Source organism: Pantoea wallisii, assembly GCF_002095485.1.
In the GTDB taxonomy this organism is placed as follows: Bacteria; Pseudomonadota; Gammaproteobacteria; order Enterobacterales; family Enterobacteriaceae; genus Pantoea; species Pantoea wallisii.
The window spans coordinates 1-17,319 of the sequence record NZ_MLFS01000079.1; the positions used below are offsets into that span (position 1 = coordinate 1).

The 17,319-nt window shown below is 58.6% G+C and carries 16 protein-coding genes and 2 pseudogenes; 7 read left to right on the top strand and 11 right to left on the bottom strand.

Annotation, left to right across the window (positions count from 1 at the left end):
- Nucleotides 1-106: 106 nt before the first annotated feature.
- Nucleotides 107-691 (bottom strand): response regulator transcription factor, encoded by a 585-nt coding sequence (locus tag HA48_RS20055; RefSeq protein ID WP_128602885.1) that lies wholly within the window; start codon nt 689-691, stop codon nt 107-109.
- Nucleotides 692-791: 100 nt separating this feature from the next.
- Entirely contained in the window at nt 792-1,151 is a 360-nt protein-coding gene (locus HA48_RS20060) for a YbgS-like family protein (protein WP_167377164.1), read from the bottom strand.
- Between the two features lie 292 nt (nt 1,152-1,443).
- Here HA48_RS20060 and aroG point away from each other — a divergent pair, with 292 nt between their 5' ends.
- Nucleotides 1,444-2,496 carry a 3-deoxy-7-phosphoheptulonate synthase AroG gene (gene aroG, locus HA48_RS20065; protein ID WP_128602887.1) on the top strand — a complete coding sequence of 351 codons (1,053 nt, stop codon included), beginning with the start codon at nt 1,444-1,446 and terminating at the stop codon, nt 2,494-2,496.
- Between the two features lie 63 nt (nt 2,497-2,559).
- Here aroG and gpmA read toward each other — a convergent pair whose 3' ends face one another.
- The 6 genes and pseudogenes from gpmA to modE all read right to left on the bottom strand — a co-directional run bounded on the left by gpmA (nt 2,560) and on the right by modE (nt 9,315).
- A complete protein-coding gene (gene gpmA / locus HA48_RS20070; protein WP_128602888.1) occupies nt 2,560-3,312 on the bottom strand; it encodes a 2,3-diphosphoglycerate-dependent phosphoglycerate mutase in 753 nt (250 codons plus the stop codon).
- Nucleotides 3,313-3,465: 153 nt separating this feature from the next.
- Nucleotides 3,466-4,499: pseudogene (galM, locus tag HA48_RS20075) on the bottom strand (galactose-1-epimerase).
- On the bottom strand, nt 4,493-5,641 hold the full coding sequence (galK, locus tag HA48_RS20080; protein ID WP_128602889.1) for a galactokinase: 1,149 nt from the start codon (nt 5,639-5,641) through the stop codon (nt 4,493-4,495). Before galK ends, galM begins: the two are co-directional and overlap by 7 nt.
- The gene (gene galT / locus HA48_RS20085; RefSeq protein ID WP_128602890.1) at nt 5,642-6,685 is read right to left on the bottom strand and encodes a galactose-1-phosphate uridylyltransferase; all 1,044 of its coding nucleotides are present in this window, start codon (nt 6,683-6,685) and stop codon (nt 5,642-5,644) included.
- Nucleotides 6,686-6,983: 298 nt separating this feature from the next.
- Entirely contained in the window at nt 6,984-8,456 is a 1,473-nt protein-coding gene (gene modF / locus HA48_RS20090) for a molybdate ABC transporter ATP-binding protein ModF (protein ID WP_128602891.1), read from the bottom strand.
- 76 nt (nt 8,457-8,532) lie between these two features.
- On the bottom strand, nt 8,533-9,315 hold the full coding sequence (gene modE / locus HA48_RS20095) for a molybdenum-dependent transcriptional regulator (RefSeq protein ID WP_128602892.1): 783 nt from the start codon (nt 9,313-9,315) through the stop codon (nt 8,533-8,535).
- Between the two features lie 117 nt (nt 9,316-9,432).
- On the opposite strand from modE, the gene HA48_RS20100 reads away from it, so the two are divergent.
- The 4 genes from HA48_RS20100 to modC all read left to right on the top strand — a co-directional run bounded on the left by HA48_RS20100 (nt 9,433) and on the right by modC (nt 12,242).
- Nucleotides 9,433-9,591: an AcrZ family multidrug efflux pump-associated protein gene (locus HA48_RS20100; protein WP_128602893.1), complete on the top strand. Its 159-nt coding sequence runs from the start codon at nt 9,433-9,435 to the stop codon at nt 9,589-9,591.
- A gap of 130 nt (nt 9,592-9,721) precedes the next feature.
- The gene (modA, locus tag HA48_RS20105) at nt 9,722-10,495 is read left to right on the top strand and encodes a molybdate ABC transporter substrate-binding protein (protein ID WP_128602894.1); all 774 of its coding nucleotides are present in this window, start codon (nt 9,722-9,724) and stop codon (nt 10,493-10,495) included.
- Complete coding sequence (gene modB / locus HA48_RS20110) at nt 10,492-11,184, top strand: molybdate ABC transporter permease subunit (RefSeq protein WP_128602895.1); 693 nt, start codon at nt 10,492-10,494, stop codon at nt 11,182-11,184. Before modA ends, modB begins: the two co-directional genes overlap by 4 nt.
- On the top strand, nt 11,184-12,242 hold the full coding sequence (modC, locus tag HA48_RS20115; protein WP_128602896.1) for a molybdenum ABC transporter ATP-binding protein ModC: 1,059 nt from the start codon (nt 11,184-11,186) through the stop codon (nt 12,240-12,242). Before modB ends, modC begins: the two co-directional genes overlap by 1 nt.
- A gap of 54 nt (nt 12,243-12,296) precedes the next feature.
- On the opposite strand, the gene HA48_RS20120 is transcribed toward modC, so the two are convergent.
- Nucleotides 12,297-13,115 (bottom strand): pyridoxal phosphatase, encoded by an 819-nt coding sequence (locus tag HA48_RS20120; RefSeq protein WP_128602897.1) that lies wholly within the window; start codon nt 13,113-13,115, stop codon nt 12,297-12,299.
- A 149-nt stretch (nt 13,116-13,264) separates the two neighbouring features.
- Here HA48_RS20120 and pgl point away from each other — a divergent pair.
- Nucleotides 13,265-14,259: pseudogene (gene pgl, locus HA48_RS20125) on the top strand (6-phosphogluconolactonase).
- A 73-nt stretch (nt 14,260-14,332) separates the two neighbouring features.
- On the opposite strand, the gene HA48_RS20130 reads toward pgl, so the two are convergent.
- On the bottom strand, nt 14,333-14,809 hold the full coding sequence (locus HA48_RS20130) for a kinase inhibitor (protein WP_128602898.1): 477 nt from the start codon (nt 14,807-14,809) through the stop codon (nt 14,333-14,335).
- A gap of 69 nt (nt 14,810-14,878) precedes the next feature.
- Complete coding sequence (bioA, locus tag HA48_RS20135; protein WP_128602899.1) at nt 14,879-16,171, bottom strand: adenosylmethionine--8-amino-7-oxononanoate transaminase; 1,293 nt, start codon at nt 16,169-16,171, stop codon at nt 14,879-14,881.
- Nucleotides 16,172-16,259: 88 nt separating this feature from the next.
- On the opposite strand from bioA, the gene bioB reads away from it, so the two are divergent.
- Complete coding sequence (gene bioB / locus HA48_RS20140; protein WP_128602900.1) at nt 16,260-17,291, top strand: biotin synthase BioB; 1,032 nt, start codon at nt 16,260-16,262, stop codon at nt 17,289-17,291.
- Nucleotides 17,292-17,319 lie beyond the last annotated feature (28 nt).

A 17,319-nucleotide genomic window follows, 5' to 3' on the forward strand; every position in this document is an offset into this window, starting at 1 on the left:
GCGCGCGGTGCTGGCATCATGGCGGGCAGCATCACGCTGCTGGCTGGCTGCAACTCCGCGTGCGCCAGCAGGCTGAACAGCAGAGCACAGAGTAACAGAAGCGGTTTCACTGCTGAGCTTTCCACAGTTCGGCCAGTTCAACCACGGAGTGCACGCCGGTCTTCTCCATGATGTTCTTCTTGTGGGTGCTCACGGTTTTATTGCTGATATGCAGCTGTTCGCCAATCTGCAAATTCGACAGGCCGCGCACCAGCAGCGCCACAATCTGCTGCTCTTTTTCGGTCAGCGGCAGCGCAATGCGCTCCGGCAGCGGCGGGAAAGCCTGTTGTCCGCCAAGCACCGCCAGGATGGCACTCAGCAGCTGCGCCATGCTCTGGCTTTTCACTACATAGCCAGCGGCGCCAAAGGATACCGCACTTAACAGGGTATGCCGGCTCTGTTGAGCCGAGTAGATCAATACCGGGCAGTGCGGATCGCGTGCGCGCAACCGGCGCAGCAGCTCCAGACCGTCGCTATCCGGCAGGCCAATATCCAGCACGATCAAATCAATATTGTGCTGTTGCAGCAGCTGGCGCGCCTGCGCTTCATCAGTAGCGGCATAGAGTTGCAGCGGAATGGGGGCATTGAGGCAAGCCGCTTCCAGCGCGACTTCAACTAACGGGTGATCATCAATAAGCAGCAGGGAAGCCATGGAACTGTTCCTGTGAAATTCAGGGCTTCAGCATAGCGGAAAAGTGCAGAGGGCAAAATAAAGGGCGAGACAATGCTCGCCCTGAAATCTGAATCTGTAATTACTGCGTAGTGCCGTCAGTTTTGTGTTTGACGTCACCGCCACCCTCTTTGGTTTCAACTTTCTTGTTCATATCCGGGCAGCGACCATCTTTGCACATGGTATTTTTATGTTCCTGCGAAGCGGACATATTGCCGGCGTCCGTACCGGAGGTTGCAGCACCGTTGGTATTGGTATTGCCGGTATTGATATTGCTGTTATCAACATTATTTGGCGGCAGATTCTCTTTAGCACCGCCAGCCGCTGCACCCGCTTCCGCAGAGGCGTTCGCCTGGCCATTGTTGTTGTCCGCAGCCATCGCTGCACCGCTACCTAAAGTCATCGCTGCCGTCAGAAAGATAATTGCAAACTTATTCATCATTATGCTCCTGTAATAAATGGATAGTTGCCGTCTCACACCCGCTGGTGCTGATTGACGCAATAGCGTGCCGCGATGGAATAAAATCCCATCAGTTACGCTTGGTTTAAAGATAAATATCGCAGGCGCGGCATTCCTTAGCGCTTACGTTTAAAAAGCTTAGTTGATGAGCGCATAAATGCAAATTTGAAACGTACATTTCCCTTATGCGCGCAATTTACACCTCGTGCCTGAAGGGATACATTGGACAGGTTGCGCCCGGCGTACGCGGGGCCAGAAATTTTATGGAATAAGTATGGATTACCAGAACGACGATTTACGCATCAAAGAGATTAAAGAGTTACTGCCCCCCGTTGCGCTGCTGGAAAAATTCCCCGCCACCGATAACGCGGCCCGGACTGTGTCACAGGCACGCCAGGCCATTCACCGTATTCTGCACGGCGAAGATGACCGCCTGCTGGTGGTTATCGGCCCGTGCTCTATCCACGATACGGAAGCAGCTAAAGAGTATGCGCAGCGTCTGCTGCCGCTGCGTGACGAGCTGAAAGGCGAACTTGAGGTGGTGATGCGTGTGTACTTTGAAAAACCGCGCACCACGGTCGGCTGGAAAGGGCTGATTAACGATCCTTACATGGATGGCAGCTTCCGGATTAACGATGGTCTGCGCCTGGCGCGCAAGCTGCTGGTGGACATCAACGACACCGGCCTGCCTGCCGCGGGTGAGTTTCTGGATATGATCACGCCGCAGTACATGGCCGATCTGATGAGCTGGGGCGCCATTGGCGCACGCACCACGGAGTCGCAGGTGCACCGTGAACTCTCCTCGGGCCTCTCCTGTCCGGTCGGGTTCAAAAACGGTACCGACGGCACCATCAAGGTCGCGATTGATGCGATTGGCGCGGCCAGCGCGCCGCACTGCTTCCTGTCGGTCACCAAATATGGCCACTCGGCGATTGTCGAAACCAGCGGTAACGAAGATTGCCACATTATTCTGCGCGGCGGTAAAGAGCCGAACTACAGCGCTGAACACGTGGCGGCGGTGAAAACCGGGCTGGAAAAAGCGGGTCTGCGTCCACAGGTGATGATTGACTTCAGCCATGCCAACAGCAGCAAGCAGTTCCAGCGTCAGATGGTCGTTGCAGACGATGTGGCGCAGCAGATTGCCGGCGGTGAGCAGGCGATTACCGGCGTGATGATTGAAAGTCACCTGGTGGAGGGGAATCAGAGCCTGGATAGCGGTAAACCGCTGGTCTACGGCCAGAGCGTCACCGATGCGTGTATCGGCTGGGAAGATACCGAAAAAGCGCTGCGCCAGCTGGCTCAGGCGATTCGCACGCGTCGCGGCTAAGCGCAGCGCAGGCAACAAAAAAGGCCAGACTCGCGTCTGGCCTTTTTATTGTGCGAAGAAAACTTACTTCGCTTTACCCTGGTTCGCCACGGCCGCTGCTTTCGCCGCGATCTCGTCAGCATCACCGAGGTAGTAGTGCTTGATAGGTTTGAAGTTTTCATCGAACTCATACACCAGCGGTACGCCGGTCGGGATGTTCAGTTCGAGGATCTCATCTTCGCTCATGTTATCGAGGTATTTCACCAGCGCACGCAGAGAGTTACCGTGTGCCGCGATGATCACCTTCTCACCGCTCTTGATGCGCGGCAGAATGGTCTCGTTCCAGTAAGGAATTACGCGATCGATGGTCAGCGCCAGGCTCTCGGTGGTTGGCAGCTGGTTTTCGCTCAGTGATTTGTAGCGCGGATCGTGGCCCGGGAAGCGCTCATCTGCGCGATCCAGCTCTGGTGGCGTGATAGCAAAACCACGACGCCACTGTTTCACCTGATCGTCGCCATATTTAGCCGCGGTTTCCGCTTTGTCCAGACCCTGCAGCGCACCGTAGTGACGCTCGTTCAGACGCCAGGTTTTCTCAACCGGCAGCCAGGCCTGATCCAGCTCATCCAGCACGTTCCACAGGGTGTGGATAGCGCGTTTCAGCACGGAGGTATAGGCAAAATCAAACACGAAACCCTCTTTCTTCAGCAGCTGACCGGCTGCCTTAGCCTCGGTGCGACCTTTGTCGGACAGATCAACGTCATACCATCCGGTGAAGCGGTTTTCCTGATTCCACTGGCTTTCGCCGTGGCGCACCAGAACCAGCTTAGTTACGGCCATAGCTTTACTCCTTAATGCTTGATGTTTCAATGATGATAGAAACCGGCTGCGGCCACCTGTTGCTGCGGCACACTGATAGCGCCATACCATAGCGGAAAACGGCGCACGGCGTAAGCCTGTCGGCATCGCAGTGCGCGTTTTTCATCCGGCGGCTTAATGCGGTGTGAAACGATAACGCGTCACGGAGCGCCATGTGTCGCCGGGCTGCAGCCAGCAATCGGGCTGCGGCCACTCGGTATGGTTGGGCGAATCCGGTAAAAACTCGCTTTCCAGCGCAATGCCCTGGAAAGCAGTATAGCTTTCCTGTTCGCGGGCACGCGTTCCTGCCAGATAGTTGCCGGTGTAAAACTGCAGCGCCGGCGCAGCAGTAAAGACGCTCAGCTGCAGTTTGCCATCTGCCGACCACAGTTGGGCTGCGGGCTGGCTGCAGTCACCGGCGGTGTTAAGCAGAAACGCATGATCATAGCCTTTCACCGCTTTTTGATCGTCATCGGCAAGGAACCGGTCCGCGATGCACATGGGCTGGCGGAAATCAAAGCTGGTATCCGCAACGGCTTTCAGCGGGGCATTGGGAATGCCCGCGCTGTCCACCGGCAGATAACGATCGGCCTGCAGTTGTAAGCGATGCTGGCGCGCGTCGCCATGATGCGCATCAAGGTTGAAGTAAGCATGGTTAGTCAGGTTAACCGGACAGGCCCGATCGGTCTTCGCTTCATAGCGAATGGAGAGGCAGTTATCGTCATCCAGCTGGTAAATGACATCGGCAATCAGATTACCGGGGTAGCCCTGATCGCCATCCGGCGAGTCGATGCGATAGTGCACCTCCGTTTCGCTCTGGCTGAGAATCTGCCAGCGGCGTTTGTCAAACCCTTCCGGGCCGCCGTGCAGCTGATGCGGGCCCTGATTGGCAGCCAGCAGCAGGTTCAGTTTTTTCAGCTCGGCAAAGGCGATGCGGTTGGCGTAGCGGCCAATGGTCGCGCCAGATACGCATCCTGATGCAGATAATCGGAGGGCGTGGCGCAGCCCAGCAGCGCTTCACGCACGCTGCCATTCTGCATCGGTACGCGCGCTGAAAGCCAGGTTGCACCCCAGTCCATAAAGGTTGCCACCATACCGTTGCGGTTGCGTAGCACGGTGATGCGCCATGGTTGCCCGTCGGGGGCGTGAGAGTTGACGTCGCTTACCATTGTCCCGCTCCTGCAGACGCTTTGCATACGTAGAAGGTCTCTTTCAGGCCGGTCTGCGCTTCATACTTCTCTGCGACAGCGGCTTTCACCTGATCAACCAGATCCAGCGGCATCAGCGCCACGATGCAGCCGCCAAAGCCGCCGCCGGTCATGCGCACGCCGCCGCGTGTGCCGATCTCGGCTTTGACAATCGCCACCAGCTGATCGATGGCAGGAACGGTGATCTCAAAATCGTCGCGCATGGAGGCATGCGATTCGGCCATCAGCTCGCCCATGCGCTTCAGGTCGCCCTGGCTTAATGCATCGGCGGCCTCCAGAGTACGGGCATTTTCGCTGATAACGTGACGCACGCGTTTCGCCACCAGCTTATCCAGCTGATGCGCTGCAGCATCAAATTCGGCCAGCGTAACATCGCGCAGCGCCGGCTTATTAAAGAAGCGGGCGCCGGTTTCACACTGTTCGCGGCGGGTGTTGTACTCGCTGCCTACCAGGTTTCGGCGGAAGTTGGAGTTGATAATCACCACGGCAACATCTTCAGGCATGGAGACCGCGCGCGTGCCCAGCGTACGGCAATCCAGCAGCATGGCGTGATCCGGCTGACCCAGCGCGGAGATCAGCTGATCCATGATGCCGCAGTTACAGCCGACGAACTGGTTCTCCGCCTCCTGACCGTTCAGCGCAATCGCTGCGCCGTCCAGATCCAGCTGATAGAGCTGCCGGAACACCGTGCCCACCGCCACTTCCAGCGAGGCTGAGGAGCTCAGGCCCGCCCCCTGTGGCACATTACCGCTGATCACCATATCCACGCCGCCAAAACTGGCATCGCGCTTCTGCAGGTGCTTCACCACGCCGCGCACATAGTTGGCCCACATCGGCTCGTTAACCGGCTCAATCGGCGCATCCAGTGAGAAGCTATCCTGCTGGTTATCATAATCAACCGCCACCACGCGCACCTGACGATCGTCGCGTTTGGCACAGGCAATAACCGTCTGATAATCGATAGCACACGGCAAGACAAAGCCGTCGTTGTAATCGGTATGCTCACCAATCAGGTTCACGCGGCCCGGCGCCTGAATGCTGTGGCTGGCCGGGTAGCCAAATACGTCAGCGAAGACCTGTTGAGTAGTGGATTTTAAAGACATTTATTGCGCCTCGCGGAAGTGGATATCGCTGACAGAACGCAGGCGCTCGGCTGCCTGTTCCGCCGTTAAATCACGTTGGGTTTCGGCCAGCATCTCATAGCCAACCATAAATTTACGCACCGTAGCTGAACGCAGCAGCGGTGGATAGAAGTGGGCGTGCAGCTGCCAGTGATCGTTCGTTTCGCCGTTGAAAGGGGCGCCGTGCCAGCCCATCGAGTAGGGGAACGAGCACTGGAACAGGTTGTCGTAGCGGCTGGTGAGCTGTTTCAGCGCCAGGGCCAGATCGTCGCGCTGCGCCTCACTGAGATCGGTAATGCGCTTTACGTGCGCTTTCGGCAACAGCAGTGTTTCGAACGGCCACGCCGCCCACCACGGCACCACGGCCAGCCAGTGGTCGGTCTCAACCACGGTACGGCTGCCATCCTGCTGCTCGCGCGTAACGTAATCCACCAGCAGCGGCGAGCCTTTGGCGTCAAAATAGCGGCGCTGATTGTCGTCCTCTTTTTGCGCTTCGTTGGGCAGGAAGCTGTTGGCCCACACCTGACCATGCGGATGCGGGTTCGAGCAGCCCATAGCCGCCCCTTTGTTCTCAAACACCTGCACCCACGGATAGTGCTGACCAAGATCGGCGGTTTGCGCCTGCCAGGTGCGCACAATGTCTTGCAGATTACTCAGCGGCAGCTCGGGCAGCGTTTTGCTGTGATCGGGCGAGAAGCAGATCACCCGGCTGGTCCCGCGAGCGCTTTCGCAGCGCATCAGCAGGTCGTCACTCTCGGGCGCATCGGGGGTGTCGGTCATCAGCGCCGCAAAGTCATTGGTAAAGACATAGGTGCTTTTATAGTCCGGGTTTTTATCTCCGGTAATGCGTGTGTTACCGGCGCACAGGAAGCAGTCCGGATCGTGCGCCGGCAGCTGTTCCAGCGCAGGGGTCTCCTGCGCGCCTTGCCACGGACGTTTTGCGCGATGAGGTGAAACCAGCACCCATTGATCGCTCAACGGGTTGTAACGGCGATGTGGATGATCAACCGGGTTAAATTTTTCCATAACAAGTCCTGGTAAACGGCAAACAGATAAAAATCACTGCGATCAACGTAGCACAACGGCGCGCAGTAAAGCGTGATCCAGTCTGGATAAATGGTATCGTTTACACAAGGTGACGATTCTCATTTTGTGGGATCGCATACGGTGTTTGCTGAATATCCAGGCGGATTAATGGTAGCGGTTACATAGCGCGTGCTGTGCGCGTTTCCCTGGCTGGAGTCTGGCGAAGAGCGGCATAAAGAGCGGGAAAGGCGAGCGGGGCATCTTCAGGTCGCCCCAGAGGGCGACCCGCAGTAAAAAATTAGCGTAAATCATCCTGCTGATAAGCGTAACCTGTGGCCTGTGACACAAAGCTCAGGCGGTGGGTAATGCACTGCGGCGCATCTTCAGCGTGGTGAGAGACAAACAGCAGCTGCGTGCGGCCCTCCCCAATCAGCACGTCAACAAAGCGGCGCACCAGCTGGCGGTTGATGGGATCAAGCCCCTGTAACGGCTCATCCAGAATCAGCAGGGCAGGGTGTTTTACCAGCGCACGGGCAATCAGCACCAGCCGCTGCTGGCCCCATGACAAACTGTGGAACGGTGCGTCAGCCAGCGCGTTATCCATGCCGAGCAGGGCCAGCCACTGGCGGGCCAGCGCCTTTTGCCGCTCGGAGACCGCCTGGTAGAGGCCAATAGAGTCGAAGAAGCCCGAGAGGATCACGGTACGCACGTTACAGCTGACGCGGTAATCCAGATGCAGACTGCTGCTGACATAGCCAATGTGCTGTTTAATATCCCAGATGGTCTCACCGCTGCCGCGGCGAATACCAAACAGCGTCAAATCGTTGCTGTAGCCCTGCGGATGATCGCCGGTTACCAGGCTGAGCAGGGTCGATTTCCCGGCGCCGTTTGGTCCGACAATCTGCCAGTGCTCACCCGGATTCACCTGCCAGTTGAGGCCGTCAATCACGGCTTTGTCGTTGTACGACACCACGCCATTGCGCAATATCACGCGCGGCGCCTCATCCGCCAGCGGCGGCAGCTGGTCTGGCGCATCGGCTTCCGGCAGCGCCATACCCTGTAGCGTCTCGCTGTGTGCCAGCTGCGCCACCAGCGCTTCCGCGAGGATCGCGTGGCGTTCGCCAACGTGAGTGAGCGTGCATTCGGCCAGCACGCCAACCCGTTGCACAAAATCGGGGATATCGTCAAAGCGGTTCAGTATCAGCACCACGGTGTAGCCGTGACGATGCAGATCCTGCAGCGTCTCTGCCAGACTGGCACGTGAAGCGACATCCAGCCCGTCAAACGGCTCATCCAGAATCAACAGATCCGGCTGCGCCATCAACGCCTGACACAGCAGGGTTTTGCGCGTCTCACCGGTGGAGAGATATTTGAAGCGGCGGTCGAGCAGGTACTCAATACCAAACTGCTGCGCCAGCGCCATACAGCGTGCCGCATCGTTGACCTCCTCCTGAATAATCTGCGCGGCGGTGCGGCCGGTATCCTCTTCACCCTCGCTGAGCAGATCGGTGTTGTTGCGCTCCCACTCCTCGCGGACCAGCTGCTGTAGCTGCTCCAGCGACAGACGCGTACGGCGCTGGAAATCCTGCGTTATGTGCCCTTTGCCCGGCGTAAGCTCACCGGCCAGGGCGCGCGCCAGCGAAGATTTGCCGCTGCCGTTGGCGCCGACAAACGCCCAGCTTTCGCCGCTGTTGAGGGTCAGGTCGTTCAGGGAGAGCGTGCGGGTGTCGCTAAGGTGAAATATGCCTTGCGAAATTTGCAATGAAGCCATGATTCATTCCGTTTTTTGCATCGTGTCGCTCAGTTGTAGCGAGTGCAGCAAATGAAGTCAAACCATGGCGGGCAGATCAGAGCAGTGTGGCGATGATGGCGTGTTCTGCATTAAAACCGGCGGTCACGCGCTCGCCCGGCTGCAGATTATTCTGCTGCACCTCACTGTTTGCCACCGTGGCGCAGAGCGTTTCGCCGCTCGCTAACGTCATCAGTACTTCGCTGACCTCATCGCCGGGTTCGATCGCGCTGATGACTGCCGGCAGCGGATTGTCGCAGGCGATGGCATGATGGCTGACCTGGATCCAAGGCGCTTTAATCAGTACCAGCACCTCTTTGCCGCTGTCGAGCTGCAGGCGCGCAGCGCTGCGTTCGGTGATCGCCACTTGCAGGCGCGTAACGCCATCGGCCAGCAGTATGCCGATATGCTGCTGCACCTGCTGGCGATCGCTGGCGATGACGGTGCCAAACAGCTGATTGCGCGCGCTGGTTTGCAGTGAGAAGCGGGCAATGGCTGCCAGCAGGCTATCCAGCGGCAGGCTGTCATCCTGCAGCACGTCAAATGCCTTCTGCTGAATCTGTTCCATAAGCTGAAACAGCTGGATCAGGCGCTCGCCATAGCGCGTCAGCTGTGCGCCGCCGCCGCCTTTACCGCCGGTTGCGCGCTCAACCAGCGTCTGGTCAGCCATCTGGTTCATCTCATTGATCGCATCCCAGGCGCTTTTATAGCTGATGCCCGCCAGTTTTGCTCCCTGGCTGATGGAGCCGTTTTCCCGTACACGCCTCAGCAGCTCAATGCGGCGCGGATCGGCAAACAACTTCTGCTGAAGACGGATGTGAAGAGAGAGTTCTGCCTGCATGTCGGCTCCTTAGGTTAAGGTAACGATTGTAAGGCCTAACGTAAAAGCACGAAAAGGGCAGCGCCTTTTTTTCTCCAGCCGCTACAATCACTTTTTTATTTTCTGCGTGAGGTTTCCATGCTGGAACTGTTAAAAAGCCTGGCGGTGGCTATCATCATGGTGCCGATTGTAATGGCTATTATGCTCGGTCTGATCTACGGCCTGGGCGAAGTTTTCAACGTCATCTCTAAGTTTGGCCGCCGCGAAGAGCGTCCTGCCAACAGCTCACAACACTGATTTCTCCCCGCCCGCCGTCAGCGGGCGTTTTTATTTTTAACCTCCTGCTGTTTCCTGCCGATATAAAGCTCATGACAGCCTTTATTTCCTCGTTGTATTATCAAATATATAACGTAACGGGGAGTGTAAAATGCTGAGAAAATCTTACTGCCGGGCGGCCATTGCCGTGGTGAACCTGACGCTGGCCGGGCAGGCTGTGGCGGCGGATAAAGTGACCGTGTTCGCAGCGGCCTCGCTGACTAATGCCCTGCAGGCGATTGCCACCCAATATCAGGCAAAAACCGGCGTGGAAGTGGTCGCATCGTTTGCCTCCTCCTCTACGCTGGCGCGCCAGATTGAACAGGGCGCACCGGCAGATGTGTTTATCTCTGCTGACCAGCAGTGGATGGACGATGCGGTCACGAAAGAGAGTATTGTGACCTCTACGCGCGTTACGCTGCTGGGCAACGATTTAGTGCTGGTGGCGCCGAAAAGTGCCGGCGCTAAAGCGGTGACGATCACTGCCCAAACCGACTGGCAAACCCTGCTGCAGGGTGAGCGCCTGGCGGTGGGCGATCCGGATCACGTACCCGCCGGCATTTATGCGAAGGAAGCGCTGCAGAAACTCGGCGCATGGGATACGCTGGCTCCCCGGCTGGCGCCAGCCAGCAACGTGCGCGCCGCGCTGGCGCTGGTAGAGCGCAACGAAGCGCCATACGGCATCGTTTACGGCTCAGATGCTGTTGCCAGTAATAACGTGCAGGTGGTCGGACGCTTCCCGGAAGCAAGTCATAAACCGGTGGAGTACCCGATGGCAGTCGTTAAAGATCATGAGAATGCACCGGTTACGGCCTTTTACCGCTATTTGCAGGGGCCGGAAGCCGCTGCCGTATTTCAACAGTATGGATTTACGCCGAAGAGATGATACTGAGCGATCCTGAATGGCAGGCGGTGTTTCTCAGCCTGAAAGTTTCCTGTGTGGCTGTGCTGTGCAGTCTGCCGTTTGGCATCCTGATGGCGTGGGTGCTGGCGCGCTGTCGTTTTCCGGGCAAAACCCTGCTCGATAGCGTTGTCCATCTGCCGCTGGTGCTGCCGCCGGTGGTAGTGGGATACCTGCTGCTGCTGGCGCTTGGCCGTCGCGGCGTTATTGGATCGTGGCTCTACGATATATTCGGCTTCACCTTTGCCTTCAGCTGGCGCGGCGCGGCGCTGGCATCGGCGGTGATGGCTTTTCCGCTGATGGTGCGGGCTATCCGGCTGGCGCTGGAGGCCGTCGATACCCGGCTGGAGCAGGCGGCACGGACCCTTGGCGCCGGGCGCTGGCGGGTCTTTTTCACCATTACCCTGCCGCTGACGCTGCCCGGCATTATTGCCGGCACCGTGCTGGCCTTTGCCCGATCGCTCGGTGAATTTGGCGCCACTATCACCTTTGTCTCTAATATTCCTGGCGAAACGCGCACCATTCCCTCGGCAATGTATACCCTGATTGAGACGCCGGGCGCTGAAGGTACGGCGGCACGGCTGTGTGCGGTGGCGATTGCGCTGGCGCTGCTGTCGCTGGTGGGGTCAGAGCTGCTGGCGCGCTGGGGCCGCAAGCGGTCAGGAGCCGCCTGATGCTGACGCTGAACTTTTCCCAGCGGCTGGGCGATCACCAGCTGGACGTTGATGTTGCAATCCCCGGCAGCGGGATTACCGCTATTTTTGGCGTCTCCGGTGCCGGCAAAACCTCCCTGATTAATGCCATAGGCGGTCTGACGCAGCCGCAAAGCGGGCTGATTCAGCTCAGCGATCGCGTGCTGTTCGATACGGCAGAGGCCATTAATCTGCCGCCGGAAAAACGCCGCATCGGTTATGTATTCCAGGATGCGCGCCTGTTCCCGCACTACCGCGTGCGCGGCAATTTGCAATACGGTATGGCTGCCGCCATGAAGCCGCAGTTCGCCAGTCTGGTGGCGCTGCTGGGACTTGAAGCGTTACTGAATCGCTATCCGGCTTCACTTTCCGGCGGTGAAAAGCAGCGCGTGGCGATTGGCCGTGCGCTGCTAAGCGCGCCGGATATCCTGCTGATGGATGAGCCGCTGGCCTCGCTGGATCTGCCCCGCAAGCGTGAGCTGATGCCCTATCTGCAAAAGCTGGCAAAGCAGGTGGATATCCCCATCCTTTACGTATCGCACAGCCTGGATGAGATTCTGCAACTGGCGGATCACGTGCTGGTGCTGGACAGCGGCAAAGTCAAAGCCTTTGGCGCGCTGGAAAAGGTGTGGAGCAGCAGCGCCATGCGGCCGTGGTTGCCACCCGCCGAGCGCAGCAGCGTGCTGCGCGTACAGGTACTGGAGCAGCATCCCGACTATCCGATGACCGCACTGTCGCTGGGCGATCAGCACATCTGGGTCAGTCGGGTAAATCATCCGGTCAAAACCGCGCTGCGCATTCGCATCGCCTCTGCCGATGTCTCACTGGCGCTGCAGCCGCCGCAGAACACCTCAATCCGCAATATCTTACCGGCGCAGGTGGTTGAGCTGCTGGAGCTGGACGATCAGATTGAGGTGAAGCTGCGTATCGGCATCAGCGAACTGTGGGCGCGCATATCGCCCTGGGCACGCGATGAGCTGAATATCCGGCCGGATCAGTGGCTTTATGCACAGATCAAGAGCGTGTCGATCACGGCGTAATCAACGGCGTCATTTTTAGGGTGCGCATTAATGCGCACCTTCTACATCAACGGGCTACAGAACCTCTTGATAGATCACGTCCGCGATACCCGGCTCCAGATTGGTTCCGATCACCTTTTTCGCCCGCGCTTTGATGGCGTCATCAGCATTGCCCATCGCCACGCCTAAACCGACCTGTTCCAGCATGCTGAGATCGTTGTAGTTATCACCAAAGGCCAGCACATCCTGCATGCGCAGGCCCTGGCTCTCTACCCACTGCGCCAGACGTTTACCTTTGCTGTTTCCTGCCTGAGCGATATCCACCTGGTCGTGCCACGACCACTCACAGGCCAGCCCCAGCTCCGCTTCGGTGCGTTCGGCAAACTGCTGCAGTGCGCGGGTATCGGGGTGCGACAGGGCAAACTTCCAGATAGCCTGTGCATCGTTGGCCGCCTGCGCCAGATCCGGCACCTGCAGGAACAGCGGGCGCTGCGCTTCCGGCAGTGATTGCGCCCAGTTCAGGGTGCGGGTGACGTGGCCGGTGGGCTCCTGATACAGCATGGCATCGTCCACATACAGCAGGCCGTGTATATTCTCCTCGTTGAGCATCTCAATCACCCGTGCCGCCTGGCTTTTCGCCAGCGGATCGGCGGCCAGCACCTTTTTCGCCTGATAATCATACAAATAGGTGCCATTACAGCAGATTGCGGGTGTGTCCAGCTGCAGCGCCTGATAAAAAGGATGAATAGCGCAGTGGTGACGACCGGTCACGATCAGCACCTTCACGCCAGCCTGCTGCGCGCGGGCCAGTGCCTCCAGTGATTCGGGCAGAATGGTTTTGGTGGGGGTCAGCAGGGTGCCGTCGAGGTCAAGGGCGATTACGCGGTAGCTCATTACACGTTCCATCCGGGAGTTGGCAAAGCGTTAAGTCTACACCTGGCAACGGCCCTGAGACAAAAAACAGGGCACAAATCACCCCAGCGCCCCCAGAATAAACACGCTACAGTTAACTCTTTTCATCAGGCAGCGAATAAGGAAAACGCATGAAACAAGTCGTCTATACCGCCAGTCCCGAGAGCCAGCAGATCCACGCGTGGCAGTTGCAGGAAGATGGCGCCCTGACGTTATTGCAGGTAACGGATGTGGCCGGCCAGGTGCAGCCGATGGTGGTGAGCCCGAAAAAAGATTTTCTCTACGTGGCGTACGCCCCAATTTTCGCGTGCTGGCATTCCGCATTGCGGCTGACGGTTCGCTTAGCCTGGCCGGCGAAGCGCCGTTGCCGGGCAGCCCGACGCATATCTCAACCGATCGCCAGGGCAACTACCTGTTCTGCGGCTCCTATAACGATGCCTGCGTGAGCATCAGCCCGATTGGCAGCGATGGCCTGCCGCAGGCACCGGCCCAGGTGATTAACGGCCTTGAGGGTTGCCACTCAGCGAATATCGACCTCGATAATCAGACCCTGTTTGTACCGGCGCTGAAGCAGGATCGCATCTGCCTTTACCAGCTGACGGCCGAAGGTACGCTGACGCCACGCGCGCAGTCGCAGGTCACCACGGTGGAAGGGGCAGGGCCGCGCCACATGGCGTTTCATCCCAACGGCGCTTACGGCTACGTGGTGAATGAGCTGGACAGCACGGTGGATGTCTGGGCACTAAACAATGTGCAGGGTCAGGTGGAGCGAGTGCAGAGCCTCGACATGATGCCGCCAGGCTTCAGCGATACGCGCTGGGCAGCCGACATTCATATTACGCCAGACGGCAAATTCCTCTACGCCTGCGACCGCACCAGCAGCACCATCACCGTGTTCAGCATCAGTGAAGACGGCTCGGTGCTGGCGATCGAGGGTTATCAGCCAACAGAGACTCAGCCGCGCGGCTTCAACATTGATAACAGCGGTCGCTATCTGGCGGCGGTGGGGCAGAAATCGCATCACATTGAAATGTACAAAATCGCTGAGCGCGGTTTGCTGCAACCGCTGGCGCGCTACGCCGTCGGGCAGGGACCAATGTGGGTGGTGATTCACGCTCTGGATTGAGAAGGGTATTCGCGCAGGGTCGCCACGCATGGCGACCTCCATTAAGGTGCGCCTGAGTGCGCACCTTATGCGATCAGGCGTACTTCACCGTGATTGAGGCACTCGCCAGCGCGTGGAAATGTACGTTGAAGCCCACCATCGCGCCGCTGGCGCCCTCATCGACCTCCAGCTTTTCAACATCCAGCGCGTGCACGCTAAAGATGTAGCGGTGCGATTCGCCCTGTGGCGGTGCGGCACCGCCGTAACCGGTCTGACCGAAATCGGTGCGCGTCTGAATGGCGCTCTCAGGCAGCTCTGCCACGCCGGAGCCAGCGCCCTGCGGCAGCACGGTGACCTCAGCCGGAATATTCGCTACCACCCAGTGCCACCAGCCGGAGCCGGTCGGCGCATCCGGATCGTAGCAGGTCACCACAAAGCTTTTGGTACCGGCAGGCACCTCATCCCACGCCAGGTGCGGCGAGAGGTTATCGCCCTGATACCCCATGCCGTTGAAAACGTGACGCTCCGGCATCTTATCGCCGTCGTTAAAGTCCTGGCTGAATATGCGCATTTTCTCTCCTTTATTCACCTGTACAGTGTTTCCCATCATGGTGGAAAAACCGCATCACTTCCAGTCGCTTCAGGCGTGGAAATGCTCGTCCACGTCCAGCGCCGCGCGCAGCGCCTGCGTTAACTGCGTCAGCTGCGCCGCAGAAATCAGATAAGGTGGCATCAGGTAGATCAGCCTGCCAAATGGACGTATCCACACGCCGCGCTCGACAAAGAACTGCTGCAGTGCCGCCATGTTGACCGGCTGATGGGTTTCGATCACGCCAATCGCCCCAAGCACGCGCGCGTCAGCCACCGCCGGGTGCGCCTGCAGCGGCAGCAGCTCGGTGCGCAGCTGCTGTTCAATCGCCGCCACCTGGCGCTGCCAGTGGCCCTCCTGAATAATCGCCAGGCTCTCCACGGCCACCGCGCAGGCCAGCGGGTTGCCCATAAAGGTTGGACCGTGCATGAAGCAGCCTGCGGCGCTGCGGCTGATAGTGTCCGCCACTTCACGCGTGGTCAGCGTGGCGGAGAGCGTCATGGTGCCGCCGGTTAACGCTTTGCCGAGACAGAGAATATCCGGCGTAATGCCCGCATGTTCACAGGCAAACAGCTTGCCGCTGCGGCCAAAGCCGGTGGCGATCTCATCGGCAATCAGCAGCAGTCCATAGCGGTCGCACAGTGCACGCACCTGTTGCAGATAACGGGGATGATAGAAGCGCATACCGCCTGCGCCCTGCACAATAGGCTCAAGAATCACGGCCGCAATGTCGCGATGATGGCACTCAGCCAGCCGGGCGAAATCGGCAAAGTCCGCCTCGTTCCACTCCTCATCAAATCCGCACGCCGGAGCGCTGGCGAACAGATGCTCAGGCAGATAGCCGCGCCACAGGCTGTGCATTGAATTTTCCGGATCGCACACGGACATCGCCGCGAAGGTGTCGCCGTGATAGCCCCGCTTTAACGTCAGGAATTTTTGCCGTGTTTCACCGCGTCCCAGCCAGTATTGCAGCGCCATTTTCATCGACACTTCGACGGCGATCGACCCGGAGTCGGCGAGGAACACGCACTCCAGCGCCTCGGGCGTCATGGCGATCAGCTGGCGGCTCAGCGCAACGGCCGCCGGATGAGTAATACCGCCGAACATCACGTGCGACATCTGCGTCATCTGCTGCTGCAGCGCCTGGTTCAGGCGCGGATGGTTATAGCCGTGGATCGCCGCCCACCAGGAGGACATACCGTCCACCAGCTCGCGCCCATCGGCCAGCTGTAGCTGGCAGCCGTGTGCTGCGACAACCGGGTAGCAGGGCAGCGGATCGCGCATTGAGGTGTAAGGGTGCCAGATATGCTGGCGGTCAAAGTTGAGATCATCCTGAGTGAACATCGAAGTTGTAAACCATTTTAAAAAGATTTAGTTTACAAGTATAACCACGTTAATCGTCAGGATGAACCCCCTTTTTCTGGAGTAAGCAATGGCTAACCGCTGGACACTGGCACAAGCCCAGGCCCTTTTCGACAAACCTTTCCTTGAGCTGATGTTTGAAGCACAGCAGGTACACCGTCAGCACTTTGACCCGCGTCAGGTGCAGGTCAGTACGCTGCTGTCGATCAAAACCGGCGCCTGCCCGGAGGATTGTAAATACTGCCCGCAGAGCGCGCGCTACAAAACCGGGCTGGAGTCAGAACGCCTGATGGAGGTGGAGGCGGTACTGGCGTCCGCGCGCAAAGCCAAAGCGGCGGGATCGAGCCGTTTCTGCATGGGCGCGGCGTGGAAAAACCCCCATGAGCGCGATATGCCCTACCTTGAGCAGATGGTGCAGGGCGTGAAGGCGATGGGTATGGAGACCTGCATGACGCTGGGGACGCTGGAGCAGAGCCAGGCGCAGCGCCTCGCCAGTGCCGGTCTCGATTTCTACAATCACAACCTCGACACCTCGCCGGAGTTCTACGGCAACATTATCACTACGCGCAGCTACCAGGAGCGTCTGGATACGCTGGATAAAGTGCGTGACGCGGGCATCAAGGTCTGTTCCGGCGGCATTGTCGGGCTGGGCGAAACGGTGAACGATCGCGCCGGCCTGCTGGTACAGCTGGCCAACCTGCCTGTACCGCCAGAGAGCGTGCCAATCAACATGCTGGTGAAGGTAAAAGGGACACCGCTGGCGGATAACGATGACGTTGAACCCTTTGATTTTATCCGCACCATCGCGGTAGCCCGCATCATGATGCCGACCTCGCACGTGCGCCTGTCGGCCGGTCGTGAGCAGATGAGCGAGCAGACTCAGGCGATGTGCTTTATGGCCGGCGCCAACTCCATCTTCTACGGCTGCAAACTGCTGACCACGCCAAACCCGGAAGAGGATAAAGATCTGATTCTGTTCCGCAAGCTGGGCCTGAATCCGGAGCATACCGCGACTACCCACGGCGACAACGAACAGCAGCACCAGCTCAGCGAGCAGCTGATGCACGCTGACAGCGAACAGTTCTACAACGCGGCCGTGTAAATGTGGCAACAACGTATTGAACAGGCGA